At 64.5% G+C, this 24,626-nt stretch carries 24 protein-coding genes; 12 read left to right on the top strand and 12 right to left on the bottom strand.

What is annotated here, in order from left to right:
• Positions 1-19: 19 nt before the first annotated feature.
• Positions 20-313: an SCP2 sterol-binding domain-containing protein gene (locus tag ABD923_RS01780; protein WP_259547004.1), complete on the top strand. Its 294-nt coding sequence runs from the start codon at positions 20-22 to the stop codon at positions 311-313.
• 2 nt (positions 314-315) lie between these two features.
• Positions 316-1,269 carry an alpha/beta hydrolase gene (locus tag ABD923_RS01775; protein ID WP_259547005.1) on the top strand — a complete coding sequence of 318 codons (954 nt, stop codon included), beginning with the start codon at positions 316-318 and terminating at the stop codon, positions 1,267-1,269.
• 22 nt (positions 1,270-1,291) lie between these two features.
• Here ABD923_RS01775 and ABD923_RS01770 read toward each other — a convergent pair whose 3' ends face one another.
• Both ABD923_RS01770 and ABD923_RS01765 read right to left on the bottom strand, forming a co-directional pair.
• Positions 1,292-1,975, bottom strand: a complete 684-nt coding sequence (locus tag ABD923_RS01770) for an ABC transporter ATP-binding protein (RefSeq protein WP_259547006.1) — start codon at positions 1,973-1,975, stop codon at positions 1,292-1,294.
• Positions 1,968-3,314, bottom strand: coding sequence for an ABC transporter permease (locus ABD923_RS01765; protein WP_259547007.1), 1,347 nt, complete (start codon positions 3,312-3,314; stop codon positions 1,968-1,970). Before ABD923_RS01765 ends, ABD923_RS01770 begins: the two co-directional genes overlap by 8 nt.
• Positions 3,315-3,516: 202 nt before the next feature.
• On the opposite strand from ABD923_RS01765, the gene ABD923_RS01760 reads away from it, so the two are divergent.
• Positions 3,517-5,145: an ABC transporter substrate-binding protein gene (locus ABD923_RS01760; RefSeq protein WP_259547442.1), complete on the top strand. Its 1,629-nt coding sequence runs from the start codon at positions 3,517-3,519 to the stop codon at positions 5,143-5,145.
• 125 nt (positions 5,146-5,270) lie between these two features.
• Positions 5,271-6,395 (top strand): beta-ketoacyl-ACP synthase III, encoded by a 1,125-nt coding sequence (locus tag ABD923_RS01755; protein ID WP_259547008.1) that lies wholly within the window; start codon positions 5,271-5,273, stop codon positions 6,393-6,395.
• Positions 6,396-6,417: 22 nt separating this feature from the next.
• Here ABD923_RS01755 and ABD923_RS01750 read toward each other — a convergent pair whose 3' ends face one another.
• Complete coding sequence (locus ABD923_RS01750) at positions 6,418-6,891, bottom strand: hypothetical protein (protein ID WP_222188943.1); 474 nt, start codon at positions 6,889-6,891, stop codon at positions 6,418-6,420.
• Positions 6,892-6,986: 95 nt separating this feature from the next.
• Here ABD923_RS01750 and ABD923_RS01745 point away from each other — a divergent pair, with 95 nt between their 5' ends.
• Positions 6,987-7,577, top strand: a complete 591-nt coding sequence (locus ABD923_RS01745) for a thymidine kinase (protein ID WP_259547009.1) — start codon at positions 6,987-6,989, stop codon at positions 7,575-7,577.
• A 122-nt stretch (positions 7,578-7,699) separates the two neighbouring features.
• On the opposite strand, the gene ABD923_RS01740 is transcribed toward ABD923_RS01745, so the two are convergent.
• The 6 genes from ABD923_RS01740 to ABD923_RS01715 all read right to left on the bottom strand — a co-directional run bounded on the left by ABD923_RS01740 (position 7,700) and on the right by ABD923_RS01715 (position 11,687).
• Positions 7,700-8,650: a 2-hydroxyacid dehydrogenase gene (locus ABD923_RS01740; RefSeq protein ID WP_259547010.1), complete on the bottom strand. Its 951-nt coding sequence runs from the start codon at positions 8,648-8,650 to the stop codon at positions 7,700-7,702.
• Positions 8,650-8,991, bottom strand: coding sequence for a tRNA-binding protein (locus ABD923_RS01735; protein ID WP_259547011.1), 342 nt, complete (start codon positions 8,989-8,991; stop codon positions 8,650-8,652). Before ABD923_RS01735 ends, ABD923_RS01740 begins: the two co-directional genes overlap by 1 nt.
• A complete protein-coding gene (proC, locus tag ABD923_RS01730; protein ID WP_259547012.1) occupies positions 8,988-9,800 on the bottom strand; it encodes a pyrroline-5-carboxylate reductase in 813 nt (270 codons plus the stop codon). Before proC ends, ABD923_RS01735 begins: the two co-directional genes overlap by 4 nt.
• Before the next feature lie 35 nt (positions 9,801-9,835).
• A complete protein-coding gene (locus tag ABD923_RS01725; RefSeq protein WP_259547014.1) occupies positions 9,836-10,339 on the bottom strand; it encodes a type III secretion system chaperone family protein in 504 nt (167 codons plus the stop codon).
• A gap of 253 nt (positions 10,340-10,592) precedes the next feature.
• The gene (locus ABD923_RS01720; RefSeq protein ID WP_345229395.1) at positions 10,593-11,018 is read right to left on the bottom strand and encodes a DUF2726 domain-containing protein; all 426 of its coding nucleotides are present in this window, start codon (positions 11,016-11,018) and stop codon (positions 10,593-10,595) included.
• A 423-nt stretch (positions 11,019-11,441) separates the two neighbouring features.
• The gene (locus ABD923_RS01715) at positions 11,442-11,687 is read right to left on the bottom strand and encodes an accessory factor UbiK family protein (RefSeq protein WP_222188952.1); all 246 of its coding nucleotides are present in this window, start codon (positions 11,685-11,687) and stop codon (positions 11,442-11,444) included.
• Positions 11,688-11,808: 121 nt separating this feature from the next.
• On the opposite strand from ABD923_RS01715, the gene lgt reads away from it, so the two are divergent.
• The 4 genes from lgt (at position 11,809) to ABD923_RS01695 (ending at position 15,008) form a co-directional block, all read left to right on the top strand.
• Complete coding sequence (gene lgt / locus ABD923_RS01710; protein ID WP_259547017.1) at positions 11,809-12,717, top strand: prolipoprotein diacylglyceryl transferase; 909 nt, start codon at positions 11,809-11,811, stop codon at positions 12,715-12,717.
• Complete coding sequence (locus tag ABD923_RS01705; protein ID WP_259547019.1) at positions 12,714-13,793, top strand: class I SAM-dependent methyltransferase; 1,080 nt, start codon at positions 12,714-12,716, stop codon at positions 13,791-13,793. The genes lgt and ABD923_RS01705 overlap by 4 nt, the downstream gene beginning before the upstream one ends.
• Before the next feature lie 3 nt (positions 13,794-13,796).
• Positions 13,797-14,573: a peptidoglycan editing factor PgeF gene (pgeF, locus tag ABD923_RS01700; RefSeq protein WP_259547022.1), complete on the top strand. Its 777-nt coding sequence runs from the start codon at positions 13,797-13,799 to the stop codon at positions 14,571-14,573.
• A 297-nt stretch (positions 14,574-14,870) separates the two neighbouring features.
• Positions 14,871-15,008, top strand: a complete 138-nt coding sequence (locus ABD923_RS01695) for a hypothetical protein (RefSeq protein ID WP_222188960.1) — start codon at positions 14,871-14,873, stop codon at positions 15,006-15,008.
• Between the two features lie 94 nt (positions 15,009-15,102).
• On the opposite strand, the gene ABD923_RS01690 is transcribed toward ABD923_RS01695, so the two are convergent.
• Complete coding sequence (locus ABD923_RS01690) at positions 15,103-17,163, bottom strand: tetratricopeptide repeat-containing sulfotransferase family protein (protein WP_345229394.1); 2,061 nt, start codon at positions 17,161-17,163, stop codon at positions 15,103-15,105.
• A gap of 5 nt (positions 17,164-17,168) precedes the next feature.
• Positions 17,169-17,669, bottom strand: coding sequence for an Lrp/AsnC family transcriptional regulator (locus ABD923_RS01685; RefSeq protein WP_259547024.1), 501 nt, complete (start codon positions 17,667-17,669; stop codon positions 17,169-17,171).
• Between the two features lie 239 nt (positions 17,670-17,908).
• Between ABD923_RS01685 and trxB the strand changes: the two genes are divergently transcribed.
• Together trxB and ABD923_RS01675 are read left to right on the top strand one after the other, a co-directional pair.
• The gene (trxB, locus tag ABD923_RS01680; protein WP_259547025.1) at positions 17,909-18,925 is read left to right on the top strand and encodes a thioredoxin-disulfide reductase; all 1,017 of its coding nucleotides are present in this window, start codon (positions 17,909-17,911) and stop codon (positions 18,923-18,925) included.
• 179 nt (positions 18,926-19,104) lie between these two features.
• On the top strand, positions 19,105-21,180 hold the full coding sequence (locus tag ABD923_RS01675) for a bifunctional sulfate adenylyltransferase/adenylylsulfate kinase (protein WP_259547026.1): 2,076 nt from the start codon (positions 19,105-19,107) through the stop codon (positions 21,178-21,180).
• Between the two features lie 69 nt (positions 21,181-21,249).
• Here the strand turns inward: ABD923_RS01675 and ABD923_RS01670 are convergent, their stop codons facing one another.
• Positions 21,250-22,722, bottom strand: coding sequence for an MORN repeat-containing protein (locus ABD923_RS01670; RefSeq protein WP_259547027.1), 1,473 nt, complete (start codon positions 22,720-22,722; stop codon positions 21,250-21,252).
• Between the two features lie 199 nt (positions 22,723-22,921).
• Here ABD923_RS01670 and ABD923_RS01665 point away from each other — a divergent pair, with 199 nt between their 5' ends.
• A complete protein-coding gene (locus ABD923_RS01665) occupies positions 22,922-24,586 on the top strand; it encodes an NAD+ synthase (protein WP_259547028.1) in 1,665 nt (554 codons plus the stop codon).
• The last annotated feature ends 40 nt before the right edge of the window (positions 24,587-24,626 follow it).

Genomic DNA, 24,626 nt, shown 5'->3' with positions numbered 1-24,626 from the left:
CAAGACGGAGAGACCACCCATGAGCGAAACGATCAACGCGGCTGTCGAGGCAATCGCTGCGAAACTTGACGGCGGCTTCGACGGCACGGCGAAATTCGTCATCGAGGACGAAGGTACTGTCTACGTTGACGGCGACACCGTGCGCGAGGCATCGGACGACGATGCCGCCGATGTTGTGATGACCGCGGATGCGGACACGTTCCAGGAAATCCTGGCCGGGGATCTCGACCCGACCGCCGCTTTCATGTCGGGCCGTCTGAAACTCGACGGGGACATGGGCACCGCGATGAAACTCGGGTCTGCGCTGAGCTGAGTATGATGCTGTCGGCCAGATCCATCCCAGAGCTCGAGCCCGCCCCGTTCCTCGACGATATCGCCGAGGGACCTGCGGGCGCGCGCGCATGGTGGGTGACAAGCGCCGATGGCACGCGGCTGCGTCTTGGGCTATGGCCCGAAGGCGAGAAGGGAACGATCCTGATGTTCCCCGGCCGGACCGAGTATGTCGAGAAATACGGCAGGCTGGCGGCCGATTTCGCGGCCGCCGGTTACGGGATGGCCGCGTTCGACTGGCGGGGCCAGGGCCTCGCCGACCGTCCCATGCATCGGCGCGACATGGGGCACGTCACCAGTTTCGACGAGTATCGGCAGGACGTGGACGCGTTTCGCGCGGGGCTCGACTCGCTGGGGGTGCAGGGGCCTTTCTACCTGCTCGCGCATTCCATGGGCGGCTGCATCGGATTGCGCGCCCTTTACGATGGCTTGCCCGTTCAATCGGCAGCGTTCACCGGCCCGATGTGGGGCATCCAGATGACCCCGTTCCTGAAGTCCATCGCCTCCGTGGTGCTTGGGCTGGCCGGGCCGCTGGGATTTGGCACCACCTTCGCGCCCACCACAGGCCCGTGGGAGCCGATGGAGTATGACGACAACCCGCTGACCACGGATCGCGACCAGTTCGACTACATGATGCGCCAGATCCGTCAGCACGCCGAGCTTGCGCTCGGTGGGCCGTCGAACCTGTGGGTCCGGGCCGCTCTGCGGGAAACGCGGGAGTTGATGCGCAAGGAGCCGCTCGACATGCCCGTTCTGGCCATTGTCGGCACGCGTGAACGCATCGTCGAGGTGCCGATCGTCGGCGAACGGATGCAAGATTGGCCCGGTGGCCGCTATGTCGAGATCGAGGGCGGCGAACACGAGGTTCTGATGGAAAGCCCCGGGCGGCGTCAGAAAACCCTGGACGAGATCCTGGCCTGGTTCGAGACGCACCCGTAACCGCGGTTGCCACTGGCGCCCGTCACCCGTTGACCAACACGCCCTGATCGAGGCGCAGCACGCGATCCATGCGCGCCGCAAGGTCATGATTATGGGTCGCGATCAGCGCGGACATGCCCGTCTCGCGCACCAGTTCCATCAGCACACCGAAGACGGTATCCGACGTCTCCGGGTCGAGATTGCCGGTCGGTTCGTCCGCCAGCAGCAGGCGCGGCGCGTTCGCCAGGGCACGGCAGAAGGCGACGCGTTGTTGCTCTCCCCCTGACAGCGCACCGGGCCGATGGCTGCCGCGGGCGGAAAGACCCACCTTGGCCAGCAACATCTCGGCGCGATCAGCGGCCTCGCCGCGCGGCGTTCCGTTGGCCAGTTGCGGAACGATGATATTCTCCGCTGCCGTGAATTCCGGCAGCAGGTGGTGAAACTGGTAGACGAAGCCGACAAGATCGCGTCGCACGGTCGTGCGCGCCCGGTCCGAAGCCTGCGCCATGTCCTGCCCGGCGATCACGACATGCCCGCTATCAGGCGTGTCGAGCAGCCCCGCGATATGAAGAAGCGTCGACTTCCCCGCCCCGGAGGGGGCGACCAGGCCGACCACCTCACCCGGTTGGATCACGGCGTTTGCACCGCGCAACACCAACACTTCATTCGCCTTGCCACGGTTGTAGCCCTTTTCGATCCCGTCGAGGGACAGCACGGGATCACTCATAGCGCAACGCCTCGACCGGGTTCATCCGCGCCGCGCGCCGCGCCGGGAAAATCGTGATGAAAAAGGACAGGCCGAGCGACAGGCTGACCGCGCTGAGCACGTCGCCAAGCTCCAGACGCGCCGGCAGGCTGGACAGGAACCGCACCGAAGGGTCCCAGACGCCCCCGCCCGCAAGATAGTTCACGAAGGAAAAGATCGGGTCGATCCAGATCGCGAAGGCACAGCCCAGCGCGACCCCCATGACCGTTCCTGCAACCCCGATGGCCGAGCCGCAGATGAAAAACACGCGCAGGACCGCGCCTTCGGTCAGGCCCATGGTGCGCAGGATGCCGATATCGCGCGACTTGTTCTTCACCAGCATGATCAGGCCCGAGACGATATTCATCGTGGCGATCAGCACGAGGATGGAGAGGATGATGAACATCACGTTATCTTCCATCTGCAAGGCGCGCAGGTAAGCCCCGGCGCTGTCCTCCCACGTGCGCAGGTAGACACCCTCGCCGGCGGCGCGCGCCAGCGGCGCATACATCGCCTCCACGCCCTCGGGGTCTTCCACCGCGATATCTATGCTGTCAGCGACGCCGTCACGGTTGAAGAAGCTCTGCGCCTCGGCCATCGGCATGTAGATCCGGATCGAGTCGATGTCGTATCGCCCGACACGGAAGATATAGACGACCTCGTAACTGCCGATCCGGGCCGCTCGCCCCCCCGCAGTCTGCGCGCCGTTGGGGGATGTGATGCGGATCTCGTCGCCCACGCGGATCCCGAGGCGCCGCGCCAAGGCATCCCCGATCGCCACCCCCTCTTCGAAGCGGTCGAGGTCGCCCCAGTAGATCTCAGGATCGCGGACAAGGGGCACGGTCCGCAAATCCTCCAAGGTGATGCCGATCACCTGCCCGAGCGTGTCCTCGCCCGAGGCGCTGGCCATGACCTCGGCCCGGATCACGGCGGCGGCATGCACCACCCCCGGCACGGCGCGCACCGCCTCGGCAACCTCCTCGGGGTTGGCGATCGTGCGCGTCGTGGCCGCCCGACCCTCCAGCGCCGCAGCGACATCGGGGTTGCTGGCGATCAGTTCGAGTTCTTCATCCGTATAGGCGTAGCGTTCCTGCCCCAACACGCTGACATGCGGGTTCGCACCGAGGATCGTGCCCACGAATTCGTGCCGGAACCCCGAGCGAACCGCCAGCGTCGCGATCAGGGCCATGACGGCCAATGCGATGCCGATGAAACTGATCCAGGTCATCGTGCTGACCCCGCCCTCGGCGCGGCGCGCGCGCAGGTAGCGCCAGGCGATCATGAATTCGTAGCCGGAAAACGGCGGGGGAGATTGCGCCACAAAGGCCTCCGTCTCTGGGTCGGGCGCAAGGTGGTCAGTTTCACAGGCGTGTCAAGAAGCCCGGCCATCACAGATGCGCGTTGGCTGATCTCTGGTTGCCAGCGACGGGCATGTCGTTTTTAATCATTCATGTCGTTTTTGGACCATGCGACCGCCGACAGAGAGAGACACCTGAACGGTCCAACCGGGAGAGTTTTCCATGATGTTTTCCGCACGCAACGTGCATCCCGCCGCGCGCGCCTACGCGCAGGAGGTTGCCGACGGCACCCTGTCGCGGCGCGAGTTCCTGACCCGGGCCACCGCGCTCGGCGTTTCCGCCGCCGGGGCTTATGCCCTGATCGGCGTCACCCCGGCCCGCGCCGAGGCGCATATGCAGCAGGGTGGAGAGTTGCGCATCCAGCAAGACGTGCGCGCCCTGAAGGATCCGCCGACCTTCGATTGGCCGCAAGTCGCCAATATCTGCCGCGGCTGGCTGGAATACCTCGTGCAGTATAACCGCGACGGCACGTTCGAAGGCCGCTTGCTAGAAGGCTGGGAGGTGAACGAGGATGCGACGGTCTACGTTCTGAACCTGCGCCCGGGCGTGATGTGGAACGACGGCACGCCCTTCACCGCCGAGGACGTGGCCTATAATGTGAACCGCTGGTGCGACGGCTCGATGGAAGGCAACTCCATGGCGTCCCGCATGGGCGCGCTGCAGAACGAGGACGGCACGGCGGCGCGCGACGGCGCTATCGAGATCGTCGACGATCTGACCGTGCGCCTGAACCTGTCCCGGCCCGACATCACCATTCTGCCGACGATATCCGATTACCCCTCGGCCATCGTGCAGGCGGGCTTCAGCGGGAACCCGGCCGATAACCAGATCGGCACCGGCCCCTATCGCATGGTCGAATACGAGGTCGGCGTGCGCGCGGTTCTCGAGAAGAACACCGATCACACCTGGTGGGACGAGGGCAACTCCGCGCCATTGGATCGGATCGTCTTTATCGATCTTGGCACCGACCAGGCCGCGCATGTCGCCGCCGCAGAGGCCGGCGAGGTCGATATGCTTTACGAAACGCTCGGCGATTTCGTGGACGTCTTCGATGCCATCGGCTGGACAAAGAACGAGGCCGTATCGGCACAGACACTGGTCATCCGCACCAACCAGAACAATCCGCCCTATGACGATGTTCGCGTGCGCCGCGCCCTGGCACTGGGTGTCAATAACGCGGTTCTGCTGGATCTCGGGGTGAACGGATTGGGCACCGTGGCCGAGAACCACCATGTCTGCCCCGTGCATCCCGAATACGCCGATATCGGCCCGGCGGTGTATGACCCCGAGGCCGCGCGTGCATTGATGGAGGAAGCCGGCCAGATGGATTACGAGCACGAGCTCATTTCCATCGACGACAGTTGGCGCCGGCCAACCACCGATGCCTGCGCAGCGCAGTTGCGCGACACGGGTTTCAACGTCACTCGCACCATCTATCCGGGCAACACGTTCTGGAACGACTGGGCGGACTACCCGTTCTCGTCGACCGACTGGGGCCACCGACCGCTTGGCGTGCAGAACCTGACGCTGGCTTACAAATCCGGTGTCGCCTGGAACGAGACGGCCTTCGCCAACGAGGAGTTCGACCGCCTTCTGGAGGAAGCCTCGGCCATTGCCGATGCTGATGCCCGGCGTGTTCTGATGGCCGACATCGAGCAGATCCTGATCGACGAGGGCGTGATCATCCAACCTTATTGGCGCTCGATCTTCCGCCACCACAATGGCACGGTCATCGGCTCGGAAATGCACCCGATCTTCGAGATCCACCTGCATAAACTGGGTCTCGCGGCCTGATCGCCGACACATGACGCGACGACACCTGCGCGGGCCGGCCCAAAACCGGCCCGCGTTTCGCATCCACGCCCTTGACCAGGCCTGCGCCCTGCGGTCCTTTGCCTGAACCACAAGGGAAGAGAGACATGTACCAGCCCGCCATCACAGGCTCAGGCGTTTTCACGCCCTCGCAGGTCATCACAAATGACGAACTGGTCGCCGCGTTCAACGCCTATGCGGCGCGCTGGAACGCGGACCATGCCGAGGCCATCGCGGCGGGTGAGATCGAGGCGAAACAGCCCTCCTCCTCCGAGTTCATCGTCGCGGCGTCGGGCATCGAACAGCGATACGTTCTGGACAAATCGGGCGTTCTGGACCCCGAGGTGATGCACCCCTGGCTGCGGGAACGCGGCGATGACGAACCGGGCCAGATGGCGGAAATGGCGCTGTCGGCCTGTCGCGATGCGCTGGACATGGCGGGCGTGGATGCGGCTGAAGTCGACGCGGTGATCTGCGCGGCGTCGAACCACGAACGCGCCTACCCCGCGATCGCCATCGAGATCCAGGACCTGCTGGGCACCGGCGGTTTCGGCTTCGACATGAACGTCGCCTGTTCCTCGGCCACGTTCGGCATCCAGGCCGCCGCCGACATGATCCGGTCGGGCAGCATCCGTCGCGCCCTTGTCGTGAACCCCGAGATCTGTTCGGCCCACCTGGAATGGCGCGACCGCGATTGCCACTTCATTTTCGGCGATGTCTGCACCGCCGTGCTGATCGAGCGCGCAGACCTTGCGACCGGGCCGCACTTCATCATCCAGTCCACCCGCTGCGCGACGCAGTTCTCCAACAACATCCGCAACAATGACGGGTTCCTGCGCCGCACCCGTAAAGGGCACATGGAGGATCGGCGCGACATGCAGTTCATGCAGAACGGGCGCAAGGTGTTCAAGGAAGTGCTGCCGCTGGTCGCGCACCACATCGCTGATCACATGGCCGATGCGGACGTGCGGGCAGATGATCTCAAGCGGCTTTGGCTGCACCAGGCCAACAAGACCATGAACGACTACATCGGAAAGAAGGTCCTGGGCCGCACGCCCGAACCGGGGGAGCAACCCAACATCCTGCAGGATTACGCCAACACGTCCTCGGCCGGGTCCATCATCGCCTTTGCGAAATACTCCGAGGATCTGAAACCCGGCGACATGGGGCTGATCTGCTCCTTCGGAGCGGGTTACTCCGTCGGCTCGGTGATCGTGGAACGGGCGGGCTGACGTCTTTGGCTTACCGACTCGGCTAGCTGCGGCTTTCGGCTTCGAGCCGGAGCTTCATCTCGACGAGAACCTTCTGCAGCTCAAGGGTTTCTTCCAGCAGGCGCCGCGCCTCGTTGACCGAGATCACGCCATCCTCGATCGACTGGTGATATTCCGCCATCAGGATCGCGAAGCGCTGGCTGAGGCGGATGACATTGGCATTCACGCCGGCCTCGCCCTCGCCCCGCACCGAGTTGCGCCGGTCCGCGCCATAGCTCATCTGCCCGCCGTTCAGTTCGGCCAAGGCTGCGGTGACATGCGGGAAACTGGACGCGGCTTCGAGCGCCGCGACAGCATCGACCGGCATGAAGCGTTCGGCATGCTCCTCGGCTTCCGAGAAATAGCGCCCAAGCGTCGCCTTGGACCGACCCGTCAACTCGCAGGCGGCGGCGTAGCCGACATCCTTGATCAAGCGTTCTGTATGGCGCTTGAGATAGCCCTTGGCCGCGTCGCCCATATCCGCCCCCGTTCCCTGGTTTGGCGCACAAAACCGCGTTTGGCGGCCAGGGTCAATCTTGCAGGGCACGCCCGGCTGCGGCACAAGCCCCCTCCATGGCCAAGCTGTATTTCCACTACTCCACCATGAATGCGGGGAAATCGACCCTGCTTCTGCAAGCGTCCTACAACTACAATGAACGCGGGATGCAGACCTATCTTCTGACCGCCAGCTTCGATGACCGGGCGGGGGCGGGAAAGATCGGCAGCCGGATCGGGATCGAGGCCGAGGCCGATACCTACACCAAGGACGATGACCTCTTTGCCAAGATCGCGGCGCGGCTGCAGCAAGGCCCCTGCGCCTGTGTCTTGATCGACGAGGCGCAGTGGATGACCCGCGACCAGGTCTGGCAACTGGCGCAGGCCGTGGACGACCTGAATGTGCCGGTCATGGCGTATGGTCTGCGGGTCGATTTCCGTGGCGAGTTGTTTCCCGGCTCGGCCGCGCTTCTGGCGCTGGCCGACGAGATGCGGGAAGTCCGCACGATCTGCCATTGCGGAAAGAAGGCCACGATGGTGATCCGCGTCGACGAGAACGGCAAGGCCCTGACGGAAGGCGACCAGATCGAGGTGGGCGGCAATGACCGCTATGTCGCCCTGTGCCGCCGCCATTTCCGCGAGGCAACCGAAGACCGCACCCCTGCATAAGGGGTTGCGCCGCGCGTTCCGCGCGTCGCCCGGTGGCGCGGGCTGACGCCCGCGCAAGGGGGCGCTGCCCCCTCGGCCTGCGGCCTCACCCCCGGAGTTTTCTGGCCAAGATGAAGGGCAGGTCAGCCCACTGGATTTGGCAGCGCGCGCCCTTCGGACTGGGCGATGACATTGTCCAGCGCCATCCGCCCCATGGATTCGCGCACTTCCAGTGCCGCCGTCCCAAGATGGGGCAACAGGCACACGTTCTCCATCCCGAGGAGCGCATCCGGCACCCTTGGCTCGAATTCATAGACATCGAGGCCGGCGCCCGCCAAGGCGCCCTGTTGCAGAGCGGTGATGAGGGCCGCCTCGTCGACGACATCGCCGCGGCTGATATTCACGAAGATCGCGTGGGGCTGCATGGCAGCGAAGGCCTCGGCGCCGATCAGGTGATGGGTGTCCGCGGCGCCCGGCGTGGCCAGCACGACGATATCGGCCTGGCCCAACGCATCGGCCATGTCCATCTGCTCGGCGGGAAAGTCGACCGCCTTGGCCGAGCGGTTCACATAGACGATGCGGCAGCCAAACCCGAAATGGCAGCGCCGCGCGATGGCCTGACCGATGCGGCCCATGCCGATCACGCAGACCGTCTTGCCGGTCACATGGAGGCCCAGCATCTGCGTCGGGTGCCAGCCGGTCCATTGGCCCGACCGCACGAGGCGCTCGCCCTCGCCCGCGCGGCGGGCGGTCATGAGGATCAGGGTCATGGCGATATCGGCGGTCGCGTCGGTGACCGCGCCGGGCGTATTCGTCACCGCGATCCCGGCGGCCTGCGCAGCCGCCACATCGATATGGTTATAGCCGACACCGAAATTCGCCAGCAGCTTGCAGCGCGGCTCGCCGGCTTCGGCGAAGGCCCTGGCCGTGAAAGCGTCGCCCAGGGTCGGAAGGATGACATCGTAGGCGTGCAGCGCCGCAACGCATTCCGCGTGATCCATCGGCAAGGTCGTCGTGCGGCATGTCACGTGAAAGCGATCCTCAGCATCGGCCATCACGCTGTCCGGCAGGCGGCGGGAGATCAGGAGTTTCATCAGCAAAGCCTCGCGCCGTTGGGGACGTCCTTGTCCGGTATGGCAAGGACAACGGCGTTATCCTCGTCGTGAAAGCCCAGGACCAGCGCCTCGGACATGAAGGGACCGATCTGGCGCGGCGGGAAGTTCACCACCCCCAGCACCTTCTTCCCGACCAGGTCCTCGGGGGCGTAGTGCACCGTGATCTGGGCCGAGCTTTTCTTCTCGCCGATCCCGGGGCCGTAATCGACCCACAGCTTGATCGCGGGTTTGCGCGCCTCGGGGAAGGGTTCGGCGCGGGTCACCGTGCCCACGCGGATATCGACCTTGAGGAAATCGTCGATGCCGATCAGGTCACTCATCCCTTCAACTCCCGGCTGCGGTTGGCGGCGGCGGCGACCGTGGCCCGCATCAACGGCACAAGGCCCGCGTTGTCATTCATCAGCACCTCAAGCCCCGCTTGCGTCGTGCCATTGGGCGACGTGACATTGATCCGAAGCTGTTCCGGCGCTTCCCCGGCCTCTTCCGCCAGGGCCCCTGCCCCCGCCACGGTGGCCTTCGCCAATTGCATGGCCAGCGGTTTGGGCAAACCCTCGGCCTCGCCCGCCGCGGCAAGCGCGTCGATCATGTAGAAGACGTAGGCCGGACCCGAGCCGGACACGCCCGTTACGGCGTCGATCTGGTCCTCGGTCTCCAGTCGGACCACCTGCCCGATGGCGGAGAGGAGTGCCTCTGCCGTGTCGAGATCATCGGCGCCGGTGGCGTCATTGCCGATGATCGCCGTGATGCCCTTGCCCACGGCGGCCGGCGTGTTGGGCATGGCCCGCACGATCCGGGTGCCTGCCCCCAAAGCGGCTTCGAAGGCGGCAATCGGCGTGCCTGCGGCGACCGAGATGAACAAGGTCTCGCCGCCACCGAAGGCTGCCATGCGCGGCAGGGCCTCGCCCATCATCTGTGGTTTGACCGCGACGAGCGCGACGGCGGGGCTGTCCGGCAGGTCCGCGTTGATCGAAACGCCGGTGCCCTTCAGCCAGTCGGACGGGTTTGGGTCCAGGACAAAGACGGCATCGGGCGAAAGCCCCCGTTTCAGCCATCCGGCCAACATGGCCGACCCCATCTTGCCGCAGCCCAGCATCACAAGGCCGCGGCGCTCGATCTCGGTAAATGACATGCCTTCTCCCTCGGGCGTTTCCTGCCCGCGGGAGGTTAGGCGCGGCCGTAGCCCTCTGCAATGGCGACCTGCATGGCGTCTTCGGCAGAGCGGTCGGACCACAATGCCAGCTGGAAGGCCGGGTAATAGCGTTCCGCCGACAGGACGGCGGTTTCCACCATGCAGGCGATCTGGTCGGGGCTGGCCAACTGGTCGCCCGCGAGGACGAGGCCGTAGCGATAGACCATCAGCTTGTTCGCGCCCCACCAGGTGAAGGCCCCCGCCCAGCACCGGTCGTTCACGAGGTTCAGCATCTCGTAGAGCTTGGCCTTGCCTTCCTCGGGCGGGTCCATGTCGAAGGTGCAGATCATCCGCAGCGTTTCGTCATAGGAGGACCAGGCCAGCGTAACGGAATAGGTGCGCCACTGGCCCTCGATGGCCATGGCGATCTGGTCATCGGCGATACGGTCGAAATCCCATTCGTGATGCGCGGCCAGCGTCTCCACGATGTCGATGGGGTGAAGTTCCTCGATATCCAGATACTGCTCGGAATGCGACATTGCCCAGGCCTCTCGTTTGGCAGCCGACGCAGGGCCTTGGTTGTCGATCCCAAGACTCCCACTAATGGCTGGGTGTCCTATCTAGGGGTCGCCGGGCCACTCCCGGCCCCTACGAAATATGGTGCGGTGACTTGGAACTTCTGTAAAGAAGAATTTTTGTGACGCACAGGGGGGTGTGGCACGAGTATTCGGGTTACCCACAAGATATTGGGGTGCCTGCGGCTTTGCCCACAGATGGCGATACTGCACGCGCCTATTCGGCGGCAATCCAGGACGGCGGATAAAAGAGTGCTTTGATTTCGGCCTCTTGCCTCTCCGTCAAACCCTGCGGCATCACTTCCATGACGCCGATCCCAGCCGACATGCACGCGGTGCGCTTGATCGCGTCGCGCTTTTCGGCATCGCGTTTTTGTTTGATGGTGCCATCGGGCCCGTAATGTCCGGCCCCTTGATACTCGATCACCAGCACCGGGTTCCAATCGCGATCGACGATCAGGAAATCAACCCGCTTGGCGTTGACCCGATTGAAATCCGATTTCCACTCTCCGTAGCTTCGCCCCTTTCGCCGGATCCTCAGAAATTCGCCAAGCGAGACCTGTGCAAGCAGGTTGTGGCCCATGATGCTTGTCGAGACCAGATCATCGAGTTGTTCGAAGAGCCGGTCTTCGGCGCGGTTCAAAACGGGCCGCGCCGCAACTGGCATCGCATCCACAACGGCAAGTCCAGCTTTGGCAGGCAGGTGGTGAGCCGCAGTTTTGCCTGCGCGAACCGGGCTTGTCTTTTTACATGTGGCCCGCGCCCTCGGCGAGACCGACAAGGGTACAGGCCCTCTTGATCTGTGCGACCGTGCGCGAAGGGAAAAGATAGCCCCAACCGCCAGAGACCCGAGCGCCAAACCCCATGTCCAGGCCGGGAGATCGGAGACAAGTACAAGCAGGTTTTCCACTGTGAAGCCCGTAGTGATCCAAGCGATGTCTCGATCTTTCTCTCAACACTTGGATGCCAAGTTGGCAGGAATTGGGTCTCTCGGGGGGCTGGAGACAAAGGGACAGCAAAAAGGGGCCCGCAGGCCCCTTGCAGTTTCCGGTGGTGAACGCGGGTCTTACCCCTTGCCGCCTTCAAGCGCGTCGAGGCGGGCCTTGAGGGCTTCGTTCTCTTCGCGCGCCTTTTGCGCCATTGCGCGCACGGCTTCGAATTCCTCGCGGGTCACGAAATCCCGGTCGGCCAGCCAGCGGTCCATCATGGATTTCATCGCCGTCTCGGCCTCGGCCTTGGCCCCCTGCGCCACGCCCATGGCGTTCGTCATCAATTGGCTCATGTCTTCCATGATCTTGTTGCGGGTCTGCATCACACACTCTCCGTAATCCGTTCCCCGTGATATGGGCCGGTTGGCGTCAGCGATCAAGGTTGACTTCGACGCAGGTCGCCCCCACCCCTTGCACCCGACCCAGCACCCGGACGGAGATCAAATGCCCTTCGCGATCCTCTTCCCCGAGATTTCGCCCGAGATCTTCTCGATCACCATCGGCGAGTTCACCTTTGCCCTGCGCTGGTATGCACTGGCCTATATCGTCGGGCTTGCCGCGGGATGGTGGCTGATCGTGCAGGCGGTCAAGCGCCCCACGCTCTGGCCCCACGATACCAGCCCGATGCGCCCGGACCAGGTCGAAGGGCTTTTGACGGCCGTGGTTCTCGGCGTGATCCTCGGCGGGCGCTTTGGATACGTGCTGTTCTACCAGCCGGGCGGATACCTGTCCGATCCGCTTGCGATCCTGCGGATCTGGGAGGGGGGGATGTCGTTTCACGGCGGCCTTCTGGGCGTGACGCTGTCGGCCTGGATCTGGTGCCGCCGCAACGGCATCGCGCCGCTGCAAGTGGCGGACGCGATGGCGATGGTGGTCGCGATCGGCCTGTTCCTCGGGCGGATCGCGAATTTCATCAATGCCGAGCTTTGGGGGCGGCCCAGTGACCTGCCCTGGGCCGTGGTATTCCCCGGCCGGGCCGCGCAGGACTGCCTGACGCCAGAGGGCATGGTCGAAACCGCATGGGGCCTCGCCTGCGCGCGGCACCCCTCGCAACTCTACGAGGCGGTGCTCGAAGGGCTGATCATGGGGGCAATCCTGTTGTGGCTGGCCTGGCGGCGCGGCTGGCTGAAGCGCCCCGGCGCGCTGACCGGCATGTTCCTCGTCATTTACGGGCTGTCCCGGTTCGCGGTCGAGTTCGTTCGCCAGCCCGATGCGCAATTCGCAGGCCCCGGAAACCCGTTGGGATATGCGCTGCAATTCGGGCCATCGCTCGGCCTGACGATGGGCCAGGTCCTGACCATCCCGATGATGCTTGCCGGTCTTTGGCTGATCTGGCGCAGGCACACGGCATGACCCTGAAGGACCGCCTGATCGAGCGGATCGCCCGCACCGGCCCGATGACCGTTGCGGATTACATGACCGAATGCCTGCTCCATCCGGAACATGGCTACTACACCACCGGCGACCCGCTTGGCGGCGCGGGCGATTTCATCACCGCGCCCGAGATCAGCCAGATGTTCGGCGAATTGCTGGGGGTGTGGCTGGCGCAGGTCTGGATGGACCAAGGCGCGCCATCCCCATTCAACCTCGTCGAACTGGGCCCGGGCCGAGGGACGCTGATGGCGGATGCGCTGCGCGCAACCCGCACGGTGCCCGGGTTTCATGGGGCGATGCAACTGCACCTGGTCGAAGCCTCCCCAAAGCTGCGCGCGGCGCAAGAGGGGCTCTTGTCGGATTTTGCGCCACACTGGCACGAGACCCTTGCCACCGTGCCGGATGGCCCCCTGTTCCTGGTTGCGAACGAATTTTTCGACGCGCTGCCGATCCGCCAATACCAGCGCGGCGGTGCGGATGGCTGGCATGAACGCATGATCGGGGCCGACGGCGAAAACCTGATCTGGGGCCTGTCGCCCCCGTCAACCGTCGCGGCCTTGAGCGAGCGGTTGCACAACGTCCGCGAAGGCCAGATCGTCGAGTTGTGCCCTGCGGGCGAAGCGATCGCGGGTGAAATCGGGCGACGTGTTGCAGCCTTTGGCGGGGCGGCCCTGATCATCGATTACGGCGACTGGGCCAGCATCGGCGACACATTTCAGGCCATGGCGGGCCACGCCTATGCCGATCCGCTTGCCGATCCGGGCGGCGCGGATCTGACCGCCCATGTCGCCTTTGGTGCCTTGGCGCGGGCGGCAAACCCGGCTGTGCCCTCGACCCTCACCCCGCAAGGCGTGTTTCTGGAACGACTCGGGATCACGCCGCGCGCGCAAACGCTGCTCAAAGGCCTGTCCGGCCCCGCGCGCGATCAGCTTGTCGCCGCGCACAGGCGGTTGACGCACCCCGAGGAAATGGGAAACCTCTTCAAAGTGCTCGCCCTCGTGCCGCCCAGTGCGGCCCCGCCCCCCGGTCTCGATCCTCAAGGACCTGCTGCCTGAACCATGTCCGCCGCCTCGCTCAGCCTTGAAATCCTGACCTCCCCGTTGCTCGACGGGGTGCAACACGGGTTTTTCACGCGCCGTGGCGGTGCATCCTCGGGCATCTTCGAAGGGCTCAATTGCGGCGGCGGTTCGTCCGATCAGCGCGAGATCGTCGAGATGAACCGCGCCCGTGCCGCGCAGGCCCTGGAGGTCGATCGGGACAAGCTGGTGACCGTGCACCAGGTCCATTCTGCCGATGCCGTTGCGCTGGACGGCCCGCTTCCGAACGGGGACCGACCGAAGGCCGATGCCATCGTCACCGCGACACCGGGGCTTGCCATCGCGGTTCTGACCGCCGATTGCCAGCCGGTGCTCTTTGCGGACCGAGAGGCGGGCGTGGTCGCCGCCGCCCATGCCGGATGGCGCGGCGCCATAGATGGCGTGTTGGAGGCGACCGTGGACCAGATGGAAGCGATGGGCGCGCGCCGGGACAACATTCGTGCCGTGATCGGGCCGTCGATCAGCCAGCGCGCTTATGAAGTGGGGCAGGAATTCCTCGAACGCTTCCTCGATGAGGATCCCGGCAACAGCCGGTTCTTCATCAACGGGGCCGACGGCAAATACCTGTTCGACCTACCTGCCTATGGGCTGATGCGGTTGCGCCTGGCCGGGATCGAAAATGCCGAATGGACGCGTCATTGCACCTATTCGGACCACGGGCGCTTCTATTCCTATCGCCGCGCCACCCATCGGGGAGAGGCCGACTACGGCCGCCTTCTGTCAGCGATTCGCCTCTGACACCCTCGCGAAACGGCCGGGATTGCCGCGATGCCGACAGGCGTTAGGGCGATCTTGGCAGCATCCGGGCAAGCGCTGCCTTGTTCCCGCCGCAAAGTCTCAACGCATTTAACAAAAAACCTTTGGAAAAAGGCCATTCCGACGCCGGTCTTCGCCCCATTTTTGCCCAGTATTTTTACCGCGACTTAACGTCGACGCCCAAAGACTGCCACCATCTCGGGTCACGTTGGTCACAAGCCCACAAAGGGCGGCACGCAACAAGATAGCGACTGATCGCGGCACGAAAGGAACAGGCAGATGAAGACCCGGCGCTGGATGAAAACGATCCTTGAAGAAGCCAAGAAGGCGGAAGATGTGCAAATGACGTGGCACCGCCAGGTCCGCACCAAGCGCGGCATCGCTGCAAAGCCCATCCGCCTCAAAGCCGCGAGCTGATCCCGGCTACGCGCATCGGAAAAAACGAACGCTTGCAAGGGGCGGCCAGAATGGCCGCCTTCTTCGTGTCTGGCACAGGCGTCGCCTGATCGCTTCAGGACGCGCGCGAAAGATCCACCGACGTGTTCAAGGCGTCCACCAGTGGCTCCAGGGCCTCCTCGTAGTGACGCCAGCCCGCCACGGCATCCCGTCCAATGGGTTGCCGCGCCGTGGCAAAACTCAGCGTCTTGATCGCCCGATCTGCCGTCTCGGGCGAAAGACAGGCGTCCTCCCAATCGAGGCCCGCGAATGCGATCAGCTTCCGGATTTCAGCCTCGGGCTGCGCAGTAAGCTCTTCATAGTCGAGAACAAGCACACGATCCGGCAATTCCTCGCTCCAGAACTGCACCAAGGCGTCGTGCAACCGGATGTAGCGCCCCATTTGGGTCAGATCGTAGGCGTAACGATGAAGCCCTTCCGGGAAAAAATTGCGCCAGATGGACAGGCCGACATCTCGCGGGTCACGGCGCAACACGACAAAACGCGCCCCCGGCAAGGCCCTCGCCGCATGGCCGATGCGCGAGAACGTCGAGATCGCCTTGTCCGCGATGATGTCCGTCGCGCCGGTTCTACGACGCGCCGCGCGCAAATAGCGCTCTCCCGCCTCGGCGAATGCGCTGTCATCGGTCGCTCCGGCGCGCATCTGTTCGATGGCAGGGGCCAGCGCGCGGCCCAGGAACGGCAATTCGCCCGCAGCCGTGACACGGGAATGTGCCGCAAGGATCGTTTCGACGAGGGTCGTGCCCGACCTTGGCAGCCCCGTCACGAAGAGAACCGGGTCAGCGGGGCCATTGGACTCCGCGTCACGCAGATGCGTGTGCCAATCCTCGACCAGAAGACGCGCTTCTGTCAGGTCCGCGTCGAAACCGTATGGAAAAGCCTGCGCTGCCAGTCGGTTGGCCCGGTCGAGATGCTCTGCGGCCTCCCCGTATCTCGCCAGATCATGCTTTGCCTTGGCCGCTGCGAAATTCAGCGTGCGGCGCGCCGCAGCGTCGAGGGACGGGTTGCCCAACTGCTCTTCCATCCGGGCAAGCAGGGGATCGTCGGCCAAAAGTTTTTTTCCGTTCACATAGGCCCGGTACGCCTCTGCATGATCGGGCGCCGCGTCTATCGCTGCGCGCAAGTCCGTCTCTGCGCCGGAAAGATCGCCGGCGGTCTGCAACATCTGCGCGCGCTGCGTCAAAAGAAGGGGGTCTTTCGGTGCGTCGGACAAGGCGTCGTTCAAGAGCTGAAGGCCCGCGTCATGTTCGCCGGCAGTCTCAAGGTCCCAAGCCAGCCGCGATTTCAGCCGCTGCGGCTGCCCCCCCGCCTTGAGCGCGGCGGCAAGGCTTTTCCGCGCCTCTTCTGGTTTGCGCAACTCGGCCAACACGCCAGCGTGCGCCATCAGTGTGGGAATGTCGCGCGGGGAAGACTTCACCGCCCTTGCAGACCAGATGGCCGCGTCTTCGAACCGGCAGCTTTCCCGGTAAAGACGTGCAAGATCTGCCGCCACGTTCAATCCCGCAGCGGCCGCCTCTTCGAGCAGCTTTTCAGCCTGCTTGGGTCGGCCAGTGCGTGCGAGGGCGCGGGCCAGATCGGCCTTGTAGCTCGCGTTTTCCGGCTCGCGGGACAGGGCCACCTTCAGCGCCTCCGCCGCAGCGGCCCAATGGCCCCGCGCCATGCGGGCCAACCCCAGCGCATGCGCAGGCGCCGACGCTGCGGGCGCGGCCTTGAACAGGGCGATGGCGCGTTTCTCCGCCTCCTCCGGTTTTCCCTCGGAGAGAAGCCGCATGATGGGCTGCACATCCGAGGCCTGCCCCAAGAGGATGCCGGCCTTCGTGGCCTCGCGTTCCAGCTTCTTCCTCGCCCCGCCGCGCAGAACCCCGTGCAAAGCTTGCCATATGGCCGCTTCACGCGGCTTGGTCTGCAAGGCTTTGCGCAGATGCCGTTCCGCGCGGTCAAGCCGGCCGCTTTGCGCCTCGATCCGGCCCAGTTGGAACAGCACTTCGGCCTGTCGCGGCACCGCTAGCAGCAAGCGTTCGTAGATCGCCTGGGCCTCTGCAACCTGGCCCGATTGCTGAAGCTTCAGCGCGCGCTGGTAGAGCGGTGCGACGTCCTCTTTTCGTGGGGGCAACATGACGGTCAGGCCGACTGGCTCAGCCGCTCTTCCATCACGTCAAAGGGCACGCCCGGCGCATCCTTCGCGGCGCGAATCACCAACGACGTGCGCACGCTGGCGACGTTCGGCGCGGCGGTCAGTTCCTCGGTCAGGAAGCTCTGGAAGGTCGAGAGATCCGGCGCCACGCATTTCAGGATGAAGTCGATCTCGCCGTTCAGCATGTGGCATTCCCGCACAAGCGGCCAGCCGCGACAGCGGTCTTCGAAGGCCACGAGGTCCGCCTCGGCCTGGCTGTTCAGGCCCACCATGGCAAAGACCTGCACCTCGAAATCCAGCTGGCGGGGATCGACATCGGCATGGTATCCGCGGATGTAGCCCGCCTCTTCCAGCGTTCGCACGCGGCGCAAACAGGGCGGCGCGGAGATGCCCACGCGCTTGGCCAACTCGACATTGGTCATCCGGCCATCTTCCTGCAATTCGGCAAGGATCTTGCGATCGATCGGGTCGAGTTTCGTGCTGGGCATGCCATCCCTTTCCGGCAGGTGCTCATTTCTTTTCTGCCAAGAATTTATGCGTCTGCGCAATTTTATTTCACGCTTGCGCAACATATGGAATAGCCACCTGGAAGATGCAAGTCGCAACGCGGCGACACGCGCGCCCCTTTCATCGGCATGGTCAACTCTTTATATCGACGGCAACACCGATGAGGGGTGCGGCCTGCACCCCTCATGCCCCGAGATCAACGAACCCAAGGGGGTCCGCCATGCCAGACACACGTCACACCCGCGTTCTCATCATCGGCTCCGGCCCGGCCGGCTACACCGCAGCCGTCTATGCCAGCCGTGCCATGCTTGAACCCATCCTCGTCCAGGGCATCCAGCCGGGTGGCCAGTTGACCATCACCACCGAGGTCGAGAACTGGCCCGGCGACACGGAGGTGCAGGGCCCCGACCTGATGGTCCGGATGGAGGAGCATGCACGCGCCATGGGCACCGAGATCATCTCGGACCACATCAGCAGCCTCGACCTGCAGAACCGCCCCTTCACGGCCATCGGCGACAGCGGCACGACCTACACCGCCGACGCGATCATTCTGGCGACCGGGGCACAGGCCAAATGGCTGGGCCTGCCGTCGGAAGAGCATTTCAAGGGGTTCGGCGTTTCGGCCTGCGCCACCTGTGACGGGTTCTTCTATCGCGGCAAGGAGGTCGTGGTGATCGGCGGCGGCAACACCGCCGTGGAAGAGGCGCTGTTCCTGACGAATTTCGCGTCGAAGGTCACGCTCATCCACCGTCGCGACGAATTGCGCGCCGAGAAGATCATGCAGGACCGCCTGTTCAAGAACCCCAAGGTCGAACTGTTGTGGAACCACACGGTCGAAGAGGTCGTCGGCACCGACAATCCGCGCGGGGTCGAAGGCGTGCGCGCCAGGAACGTCCAGACGGGTGAAATCACCGAGGTGCCCTGCGCGGGCTTCTTCGTGGCCATCGGCCATGCCCCGGCGACCGAGTTGGTGAAGGACCAGCTTGAGTTGCACAACGGCGGCTACGTGAAGGTCACCCCCGGCACCACACGCACCTCGATTCCCGGTGTCTTCGCTGCGGGCGACCTGACGGACCATGTCTATCGCCAAGCTGTGACCAGTGCCGGCATGGGTTGCATGGCCGCGCTGGATGCCGAGAAATGGCTGGCCGAACAGGAAGGGGAAACCACCACCGAGGCCGGGCCCTATGCCGCCGTCACGGACAAGGCCGAGGGCGAGGTCGGCGCGGCAGAATAAACCCGAGCAGCGCCTTCAGATCCACATTTCGCCCCGCCCGGACCGTCCGGGCGGGGCTTTTCCTTGGCCTGTTGACCGACCCGTGGCTGCGGAAATTGGCCAATTTCGCCACAGCCCCTTTTCTGCGGCTGCAAAATGTGAGATGTGTTCATTGTTGAACACATATTGAGTCTCCCCGAATGCCCGCCGCGCCAAGCACGACCACCCTGCCGGAAGACGACCAGCTCTTCCGCCTCCTGCGCCAGCTCGACGCTGCGCCAGATGCGTCGCAGCGCGCGACAGCGCAGGCGCTGGGGATCAGCCTCGGGCGGCTCAACGCGCAACTTCGGGCCGTGGCGGACGCTGGCTTCGTCAAGATCACGGACCGGGCCGGGCCGGACAAGCGTCAGCGCTTCGCCTATGCCCTCACCTCTCGCGGGGCCGCCGAAAAGGCGCGCCTCACCGACCGTTTCCTCGCACGCAAACTTGCCGAGTACGACGCGCTCCATGCCGAGCTGACCGGCGCCACGAGCGGACTTCTTTCTCTCAAACCCAGGATTCAGATGATGCAGAACCATCACGCACCCATTCAGGAACTCTACGTTTCACCCGATAGCGCGCAGAAATTGAAGCGCGAAGCCGGCGACCTGCTGTCGTGGGATTTGACGCCGCGCCAGATCTGCGACCTCGAACTGTTGATGAACGGCGGCTTCAGCCCGCTCAAGGGCTTCCTCGGCAAGGAAGATTACGAGTCGGTCGTCGACAACATGCGCCTCGCCGATGGCACGCTCTGGCCGATGCCCATCACGCTCGATATCTCCGAGGACTTCGCGGCCAAGATCGAAGAAGGCCAGGACATCGCGCTGCGCGACCAGGAAGGTGTGATCCTCGCAATCCTCTCCATCAGCGACAAATGGGTGCCGAACAAGGCCCACGAAGCCGAGAAGGTTTTCGGCGCTGACGATATCGCCCACCCGGCGGTGAACTACCTGCATCACACCGCTGGCCCCGTCTATCTGGGCGGCGCGATCACCGGCATCCAGCCGCCGGTCCATTATGATTTCCGCGCCCGCCGCGACACTCCGAACGAACTGCGCGCCTATTTCCGCAAGCTGGGCTGGCGCAAGGTCGTCGCCTTCCAGACGCGCAACCCGCTGCACCGCGCGCACCAGGAACTGACCTTCCGCGCCGCGAAAGAGGCTCAGGCCAACCTGCTGATCCACCCGGTCGTCGGCCTGACCAAACCGGGCGATGTCGATCACTTCACCCGCGTGCGTTGCTACGAGGCGGTGCTCGATCAATACCCCAGCGCCACAACCACCATGTCGCTGCTGAACCTCGCCATGCGCATGGCAGGCCCGCGCGAAGCCGTCTGGCACGGGCTGATCCGCAAGAATCACGGCTGCACGCATTTCATCGTCGGCCGCGACCATGCCGGCCCCGGCAAGAACAGCGCGGGCGAGGATTTCTACGGCCCCTATGACGCGCAAGACCTGTTCCGTCAGCACCAGGAAGAAATCGGCATCGAAATGGTCGATTTCAAACACATGGTCTACGTTCAGGAACGCGCCCAATACGAGCCCGCCGACGAGATCGAAGACAAGGACAACGTCACGATCCTGAACATCTCGGGCACGGAACTCCGCCGCCGCCTGCGCGAAGGGCTGGAAATCCCGGAATGGTTCTCTTTCCCCGAGGTGGTCAAGGAACTGCGCCGCACCTCGCCGCCGCGCTCCAAGCAAGGCTTCACCGTGTTCTTCACCGGCCTCAGCGGTTCGGGCAAATCGACCATCGCCAACGCCATCATGGTCAAACTGATGGAAATGGGCGGCCGACCGGTCACCCTTCTCGACGGGGATGTCGTGCGCAAGCACCTGTCGTCCGAGCTTGGTTTCTCCAAGGAACACCGCGACATCAACATTCGCCGCATCGGCTATGTCGCCTCCGAGATCACCAAGAACGGCGGCATCGCGATCTGCGCACCGATCGCCCCCTACACCTCGACCCGCCGCGCGGTGCGCGAGATGATCGAAGCCTATGGCGCCTTCGTCGAAGTCCATGTCGCCACCAGCCTCGAGGAATGTGAACGCCGCGACCGCAAGGGCCTCTATGCGCTGGCGCGCGAGGGCAAGATCAAGGAGTTCACCGGCATCTCCGACCCTTACGAAGAGCCGACGGAACCCGAGTTGCGCGTCGACACCGAGGGGATGGATGTCGATTACTGCGCACAACAAGTGCTGTTGAAACTGGAATCCATGGGGCTGGTCGCAGGCTGATCCCGGCCCGGGTCATGAACCGAAAAGAGGCGCCAATGGCGCCTCTTTTTTCTTTTGCTGCGGGGTTTGTCAGCCGTCCGTGGGCGCTGCCTCGTCGGTCGGCGTCGCTTCGCTGGTGTCGGGCTGGGCGGCGGGCTCCGGGGCGGCTTCGGCGCCGTCGCCGGACAGCAGGCCGTTTTCCCAATCGCCCTCGATCACTTCACCGGTGGCATAGCGCATCGTGCCCGCGCCCTGCCGGCGACCGTTCACGAACATGCCTTCATAGACGTCGCCATTCGAATAGGTGGCCGTTCCCATCCCGTTGATTTCGCCGTCATCCCACGCGCCGGTATAGGTAAATCCGTCGGGCATCGTCAGCGTGCCTTGGCCCTCGCGTTGCCCGGCCACGAACTGACCTTCGTAGACCGTGCCATCGGCATAGGTCGCCGCCCCCTGGCCATGGCGCAGCCCGTCTTCCCACGCGCCTTCATAGCGGTAACCGTCGGGATGGCTCATCACGCCCTGCCCGTGCTGACGGGCATTCAGGAACTGCCCCTGGTAAACGAGGCCGTTTGCATAGCGCGCCGTTCCCGTCCCCTGGATCACACCATCGACCCACTCGCCTTCGTAGGAGGAGCCGTCAGGATAGGTGATCGTGCCCATGCCATGCGCCAGGTCGTTGCGGAACAGCCCCTCGTAGACCGAGCCGTCGGGATAGGTCACCTGCCCGGTTCCGGCGATGCGCCCCTCGCGCCACTCGCCGGAGTAAATATAGCCATCAGCCCCGGTGAAGGTGCCCTGACCATGGCGGCGGTCATCGGCAAACATGCCTTCGTAAACATCGCCATTGGCATAGGTCACGCGACCCTCGCCTTGCCGCTGACCGTTGACCAGCGTGCCGGAGTAGACGTCGCCATTGGGCTGGGTCAGCGTGCCTTCGCCGTTGATCTGCCCCTCGGCCCACTGGCCTTCGTAGACGACGCCGTCCGCCATCTCCAACCGCCCGGTGCCCGATCGCTGACCGGCGACAAACTGGCCGGAGTAGACCGCGCCGTCGGGATAGGTGATCGTGCCTTCCCCTTCCTTCAGCCCGTTGGCCCACTGGCCCTCGTAGCGATACCCGTTCGGGCCGGTCATCATGCCTTGACCGTGATGCAGCGCGTTCAGGAATTGTCCGGTGTAGCTGACGCCGTTGGAATAGTTCGCGGTGCCGGTCCCTTCGATCCGGCCTTCGACCCACTCGCCTTCGTAGGTGGAGCCATCGGCAAAGGTGATCGTTCCCTCGCCATTGGGTCGCCCGGCAAGGAACTGGCCCTCGTAGACCGACCCGTCGGGGAAGCGGGCCACGCCCTGGCCACGGATTTCTCCGTCGACCCATTCGCCGGTGTATTCATACCCGTTCGGCAGGCGGTAGGTGCCGGTGCCATGCTGCACGCCGTTGCGGAACTCTCCCTCGTAGATCCCGCCATTGTCATATTGCTGGATATCGACAGTGGCGTCGCCATCCGCCTCCTGCGCCACGACCCCGGTCGCGACCATCGCCACGCCGAGGCCAGCCAGCATTCCTCGGACCCAATTCCCGCTCTGCACCTTGTGTGCCCCCCTGTTTCGGAGCCGGTTTCCCTTTTCGACGAACAAGCTAGGTGACGACCCGCCCGCGCGCAATGTCTTTCCCCGGCAGGTCCCGGCGATGGCTTGGCCCCGCGCATGGGTCTGCTATGAGAGGGGCGCGCGAGACGGACCGCAAAGGCAGGATGCACCCATGGCCGACAAATTTCGCCTGACGCTGGCACAGTTGAACCCCACGGTCGGCGATTTGCGGGCCAATGCCCGCATCGCCCGCGAGGCCTGGGAAACCGCCAAGGCGACCGGTGCGGACATGATCGCCTTTCCCGAGATGTTCATCACCGGTTACCAGTTGCAGGACCTCGTCAAGAAGCCGGCCTTCGCGATGGACGTGCAGCGCGTGCTGGAGGAGTTGGCGGCGGATTGCGCGGACGGCCCGGCTATCGGCATCGGCGGCCCCCTGCCCGGCGGAGCCAAGCCGTTCAACGCCTATTTCGTCCTGCAAGGCGGCAAGATCGACGCGACGGTCCTCAAGCATCACCTGCCGAACTACGCCGTGTTCGACGAGAAACGCTATTACTACGCGGGCGACCCGGCGGGCCCCGTGCGCGTCGGCCCGGTGCGGATCGGCATGCCGATCTGCGAGGATGCGTGGTTCGAGGATGTGACCGAGACGCTGGCCGAGACCGGGGCCGAGATCCTGCTGGTGCCGAACGGTTCCCCGTACCACCGGGGCAAGATGGATATCCGTCAGGCGCAGATGGTGGCCCGCGTGGTCGAAACCGGCCTGCCGCTGGTGTACCTGAACCTGCTAGGTGGACAAGACGACCAGATCTTTGACGGCGCGTCCTTCGTGCTGAACCCGCACGGGGTGCTGACGCACCAGATGCCCGCCTTCGAGCCCGCCCTGACCCATGTCGATTTCGAACGCGGCCCCGAGGGATGGCTTGCGGTCGAGGGCGAGAAAGCCCACCTGCCCGACGCCTGGGAGGCCGACTATCACGCGATGGTGCTGGCCTTGGGCGATTACATGCGCAAGGCGGGGTTCTCGAAAGCCGTCTTGGGCCTGTCGGGCGGCGTGGACTCGGCGCTGGTGGCCGCCATCGCGTCGGACGCCCTCGGCCCCGAGAACGTGCGCTGCGTGATGCTGCCCTCGAAATATACATCGGACATGTCGCTGGAAGATGCCGGGGAAACCGCGCGGCGGCTTGGCTGCCAGCTCGATACCGTGTCGATCGCGGGGGCCCATGACGCGGTCGGCGATGCGCTATCGGACCTGTTCGCTGGCCTCGGCCCGGACGTGACCGAGGAGAACATCCAGTCCCGCCTGCGCGGCGTCATGCTGATGGCCATCTCGAACAAGTTCGGGGAAATGCTGCTGACGACCGGCAACAAGTCCGAGGTCGCCGTGGGCTATTCCACGATCTACGGCGACATGGCGGGCGGCTACAACCCGGTCAAGGACCTCTACAAGACCCGCGTTTTCGAGACCTGCCGCTGGCGCAACGCCAATCACCGCGACTGGATGGCCGGCCCCGCTGGCGAAGTCATCCCACCCCGCGTCATCGGCAAGCCCCCCACCGCCGAGCTGCGCGAGGATCAGAAGGACGAGGACAGCCTGCCGCCCTATGCCGATCTCGACGTGATGCTGGAAATGCTGATCGACAAGGAGGCCAGCGTCTCGGACGTGGTGGCCATGGGCTATGACCGGGCGACCGTGAAGAAGATCGAGAGCCTGATCTACATCAACGAATACAAGCGTTTCCAGGCCGCCCCCGGCGCGCGCCTGACAGAGCGCGCCTTCTGGCTCGACCGGCGCTATCCCATCGTCAACCGCTGGCGCGACACGCTGGACGAATGAAAAAGGGCGCCTCGCCGGGCGCCCTTTCCATCTCGGATGC

The sequence above is a fragment of the [Roseibacterium] beibuensis genome, from assembly GCF_039542305.1.
Lineage (GTDB): Bacteria > Pseudomonadota > Alphaproteobacteria > Rhodobacterales > Rhodobacteraceae > Roseibacterium > Roseibacterium beibuensis.
This window is presented reverse-complemented; position numbering and strand designations above follow the sequence as displayed.

Bases quoted from the DNA above. Each gene is read 5' to 3' on its own strand.
- ABD923_RS01775 (WP_259547005.1), top strand. From the start codon at position 316: ATGATGCTGTCGGCCAGATCCATCCCAGAGCTCGAGCCCGCCCCGTTC.
- ABD923_RS01670 (WP_259547027.1), bottom strand. From the start codon at position 22,722: ATGCTGGCTGGCCTCGGCGTGGCGATGGTCGCGACCGGGGTCGTGGCG.
- ABD923_RS01665 (WP_259547028.1), top strand. From the start codon at position 22,922: ATGGCCGACAAATTTCGCCTGACGCTGGCACAGTTGAACCCCACGGTC.
- ABD923_RS01780 (WP_259547004.1), top strand. From the start codon at position 20: ATGAGCGAAACGATCAACGCGGCTGTCGAGGCAATCGCTGCGAAACTT.
- ABD923_RS01685 (WP_259547024.1), bottom strand. From the start codon at position 17,669: ATGCCCAGCACGAAACTCGACCCGATCGATCGCAAGATCCTTGCCGAA.
- ABD923_RS01770 (WP_259547006.1), bottom strand. From the start codon at position 1,975: ATGAGTGATCCCGTGCTGTCCCTCGACGGGATCGAAAAGGGCTACAAC.
- ABD923_RS01725 (WP_259547014.1), bottom strand. From the start codon at position 10,339: ATGTCGCATTCCGAGCAGTATCTGGATATCGAGGAACTTCACCCCATC.
- trxB (WP_259547025.1), top strand. From the start codon at position 17,909: ATGCCAGACACACGTCACACCCGCGTTCTCATCATCGGCTCCGGCCCG.
- ABD923_RS01760 (WP_259547442.1), top strand. From the start codon at position 3,517: ATGTTTTCCGCACGCAACGTGCATCCCGCCGCGCGCGCCTACGCGCAG.
- ABD923_RS01705 (WP_259547019.1), top strand. From the start codon at position 12,714: ATGACCCTGAAGGACCGCCTGATCGAGCGGATCGCCCGCACCGGCCCG.
- ABD923_RS01735 (WP_259547011.1), bottom strand. From the start codon at position 8,991: ATGAGTGACCTGATCGGCATCGACGATTTCCTCAAGGTCGATATCCGC.
- ABD923_RS01675 (WP_259547026.1), top strand. From the start codon at position 19,105: ATGCCCGCCGCGCCAAGCACGACCACCCTGCCGGAAGACGACCAGCTC.
- ABD923_RS01740 (WP_259547010.1), bottom strand. From the start codon at position 8,650: ATGAAACTCCTGATCTCCCGCCGCCTGCCGGACAGCGTGATGGCCGAT.
- ABD923_RS01715 (WP_222188952.1), bottom strand. From the start codon at position 11,687: ATGCAGACCCGCAACAAGATCATGGAAGACATGAGCCAATTGATGACG.
- ABD923_RS01750 (WP_222188943.1), bottom strand. From the start codon at position 6,891: ATGGGCGACGCGGCCAAGGGCTATCTCAAGCGCCATACAGAACGCTTG.
- lgt (WP_259547017.1), top strand. From the start codon at position 11,809: ATGCCCTTCGCGATCCTCTTCCCCGAGATTTCGCCCGAGATCTTCTCG.
- ABD923_RS01695 (WP_222188960.1), top strand. From the start codon at position 14,871: ATGAAGACCCGGCGCTGGATGAAAACGATCCTTGAAGAAGCCAAGAAG.
- ABD923_RS01755 (WP_259547008.1), top strand. From the start codon at position 5,271: ATGTACCAGCCCGCCATCACAGGCTCAGGCGTTTTCACGCCCTCGCAG.
- proC (WP_259547012.1), bottom strand. From the start codon at position 9,800: ATGTCATTTACCGAGATCGAGCGCCGCGGCCTTGTGATGCTGGGCTGC.
- ABD923_RS01690 (WP_345229394.1), bottom strand. From the start codon at position 17,163: ATGTTGCCCCCACGAAAAGAGGACGTCGCACCGCTCTACCAGCGCGCG.
- pgeF (WP_259547022.1), top strand. From the start codon at position 13,797: ATGTCCGCCGCCTCGCTCAGCCTTGAAATCCTGACCTCCCCGTTGCTC.
- ABD923_RS01745 (WP_259547009.1), top strand. From the start codon at position 6,987: ATGGCCAAGCTGTATTTCCACTACTCCACCATGAATGCGGGGAAATCG.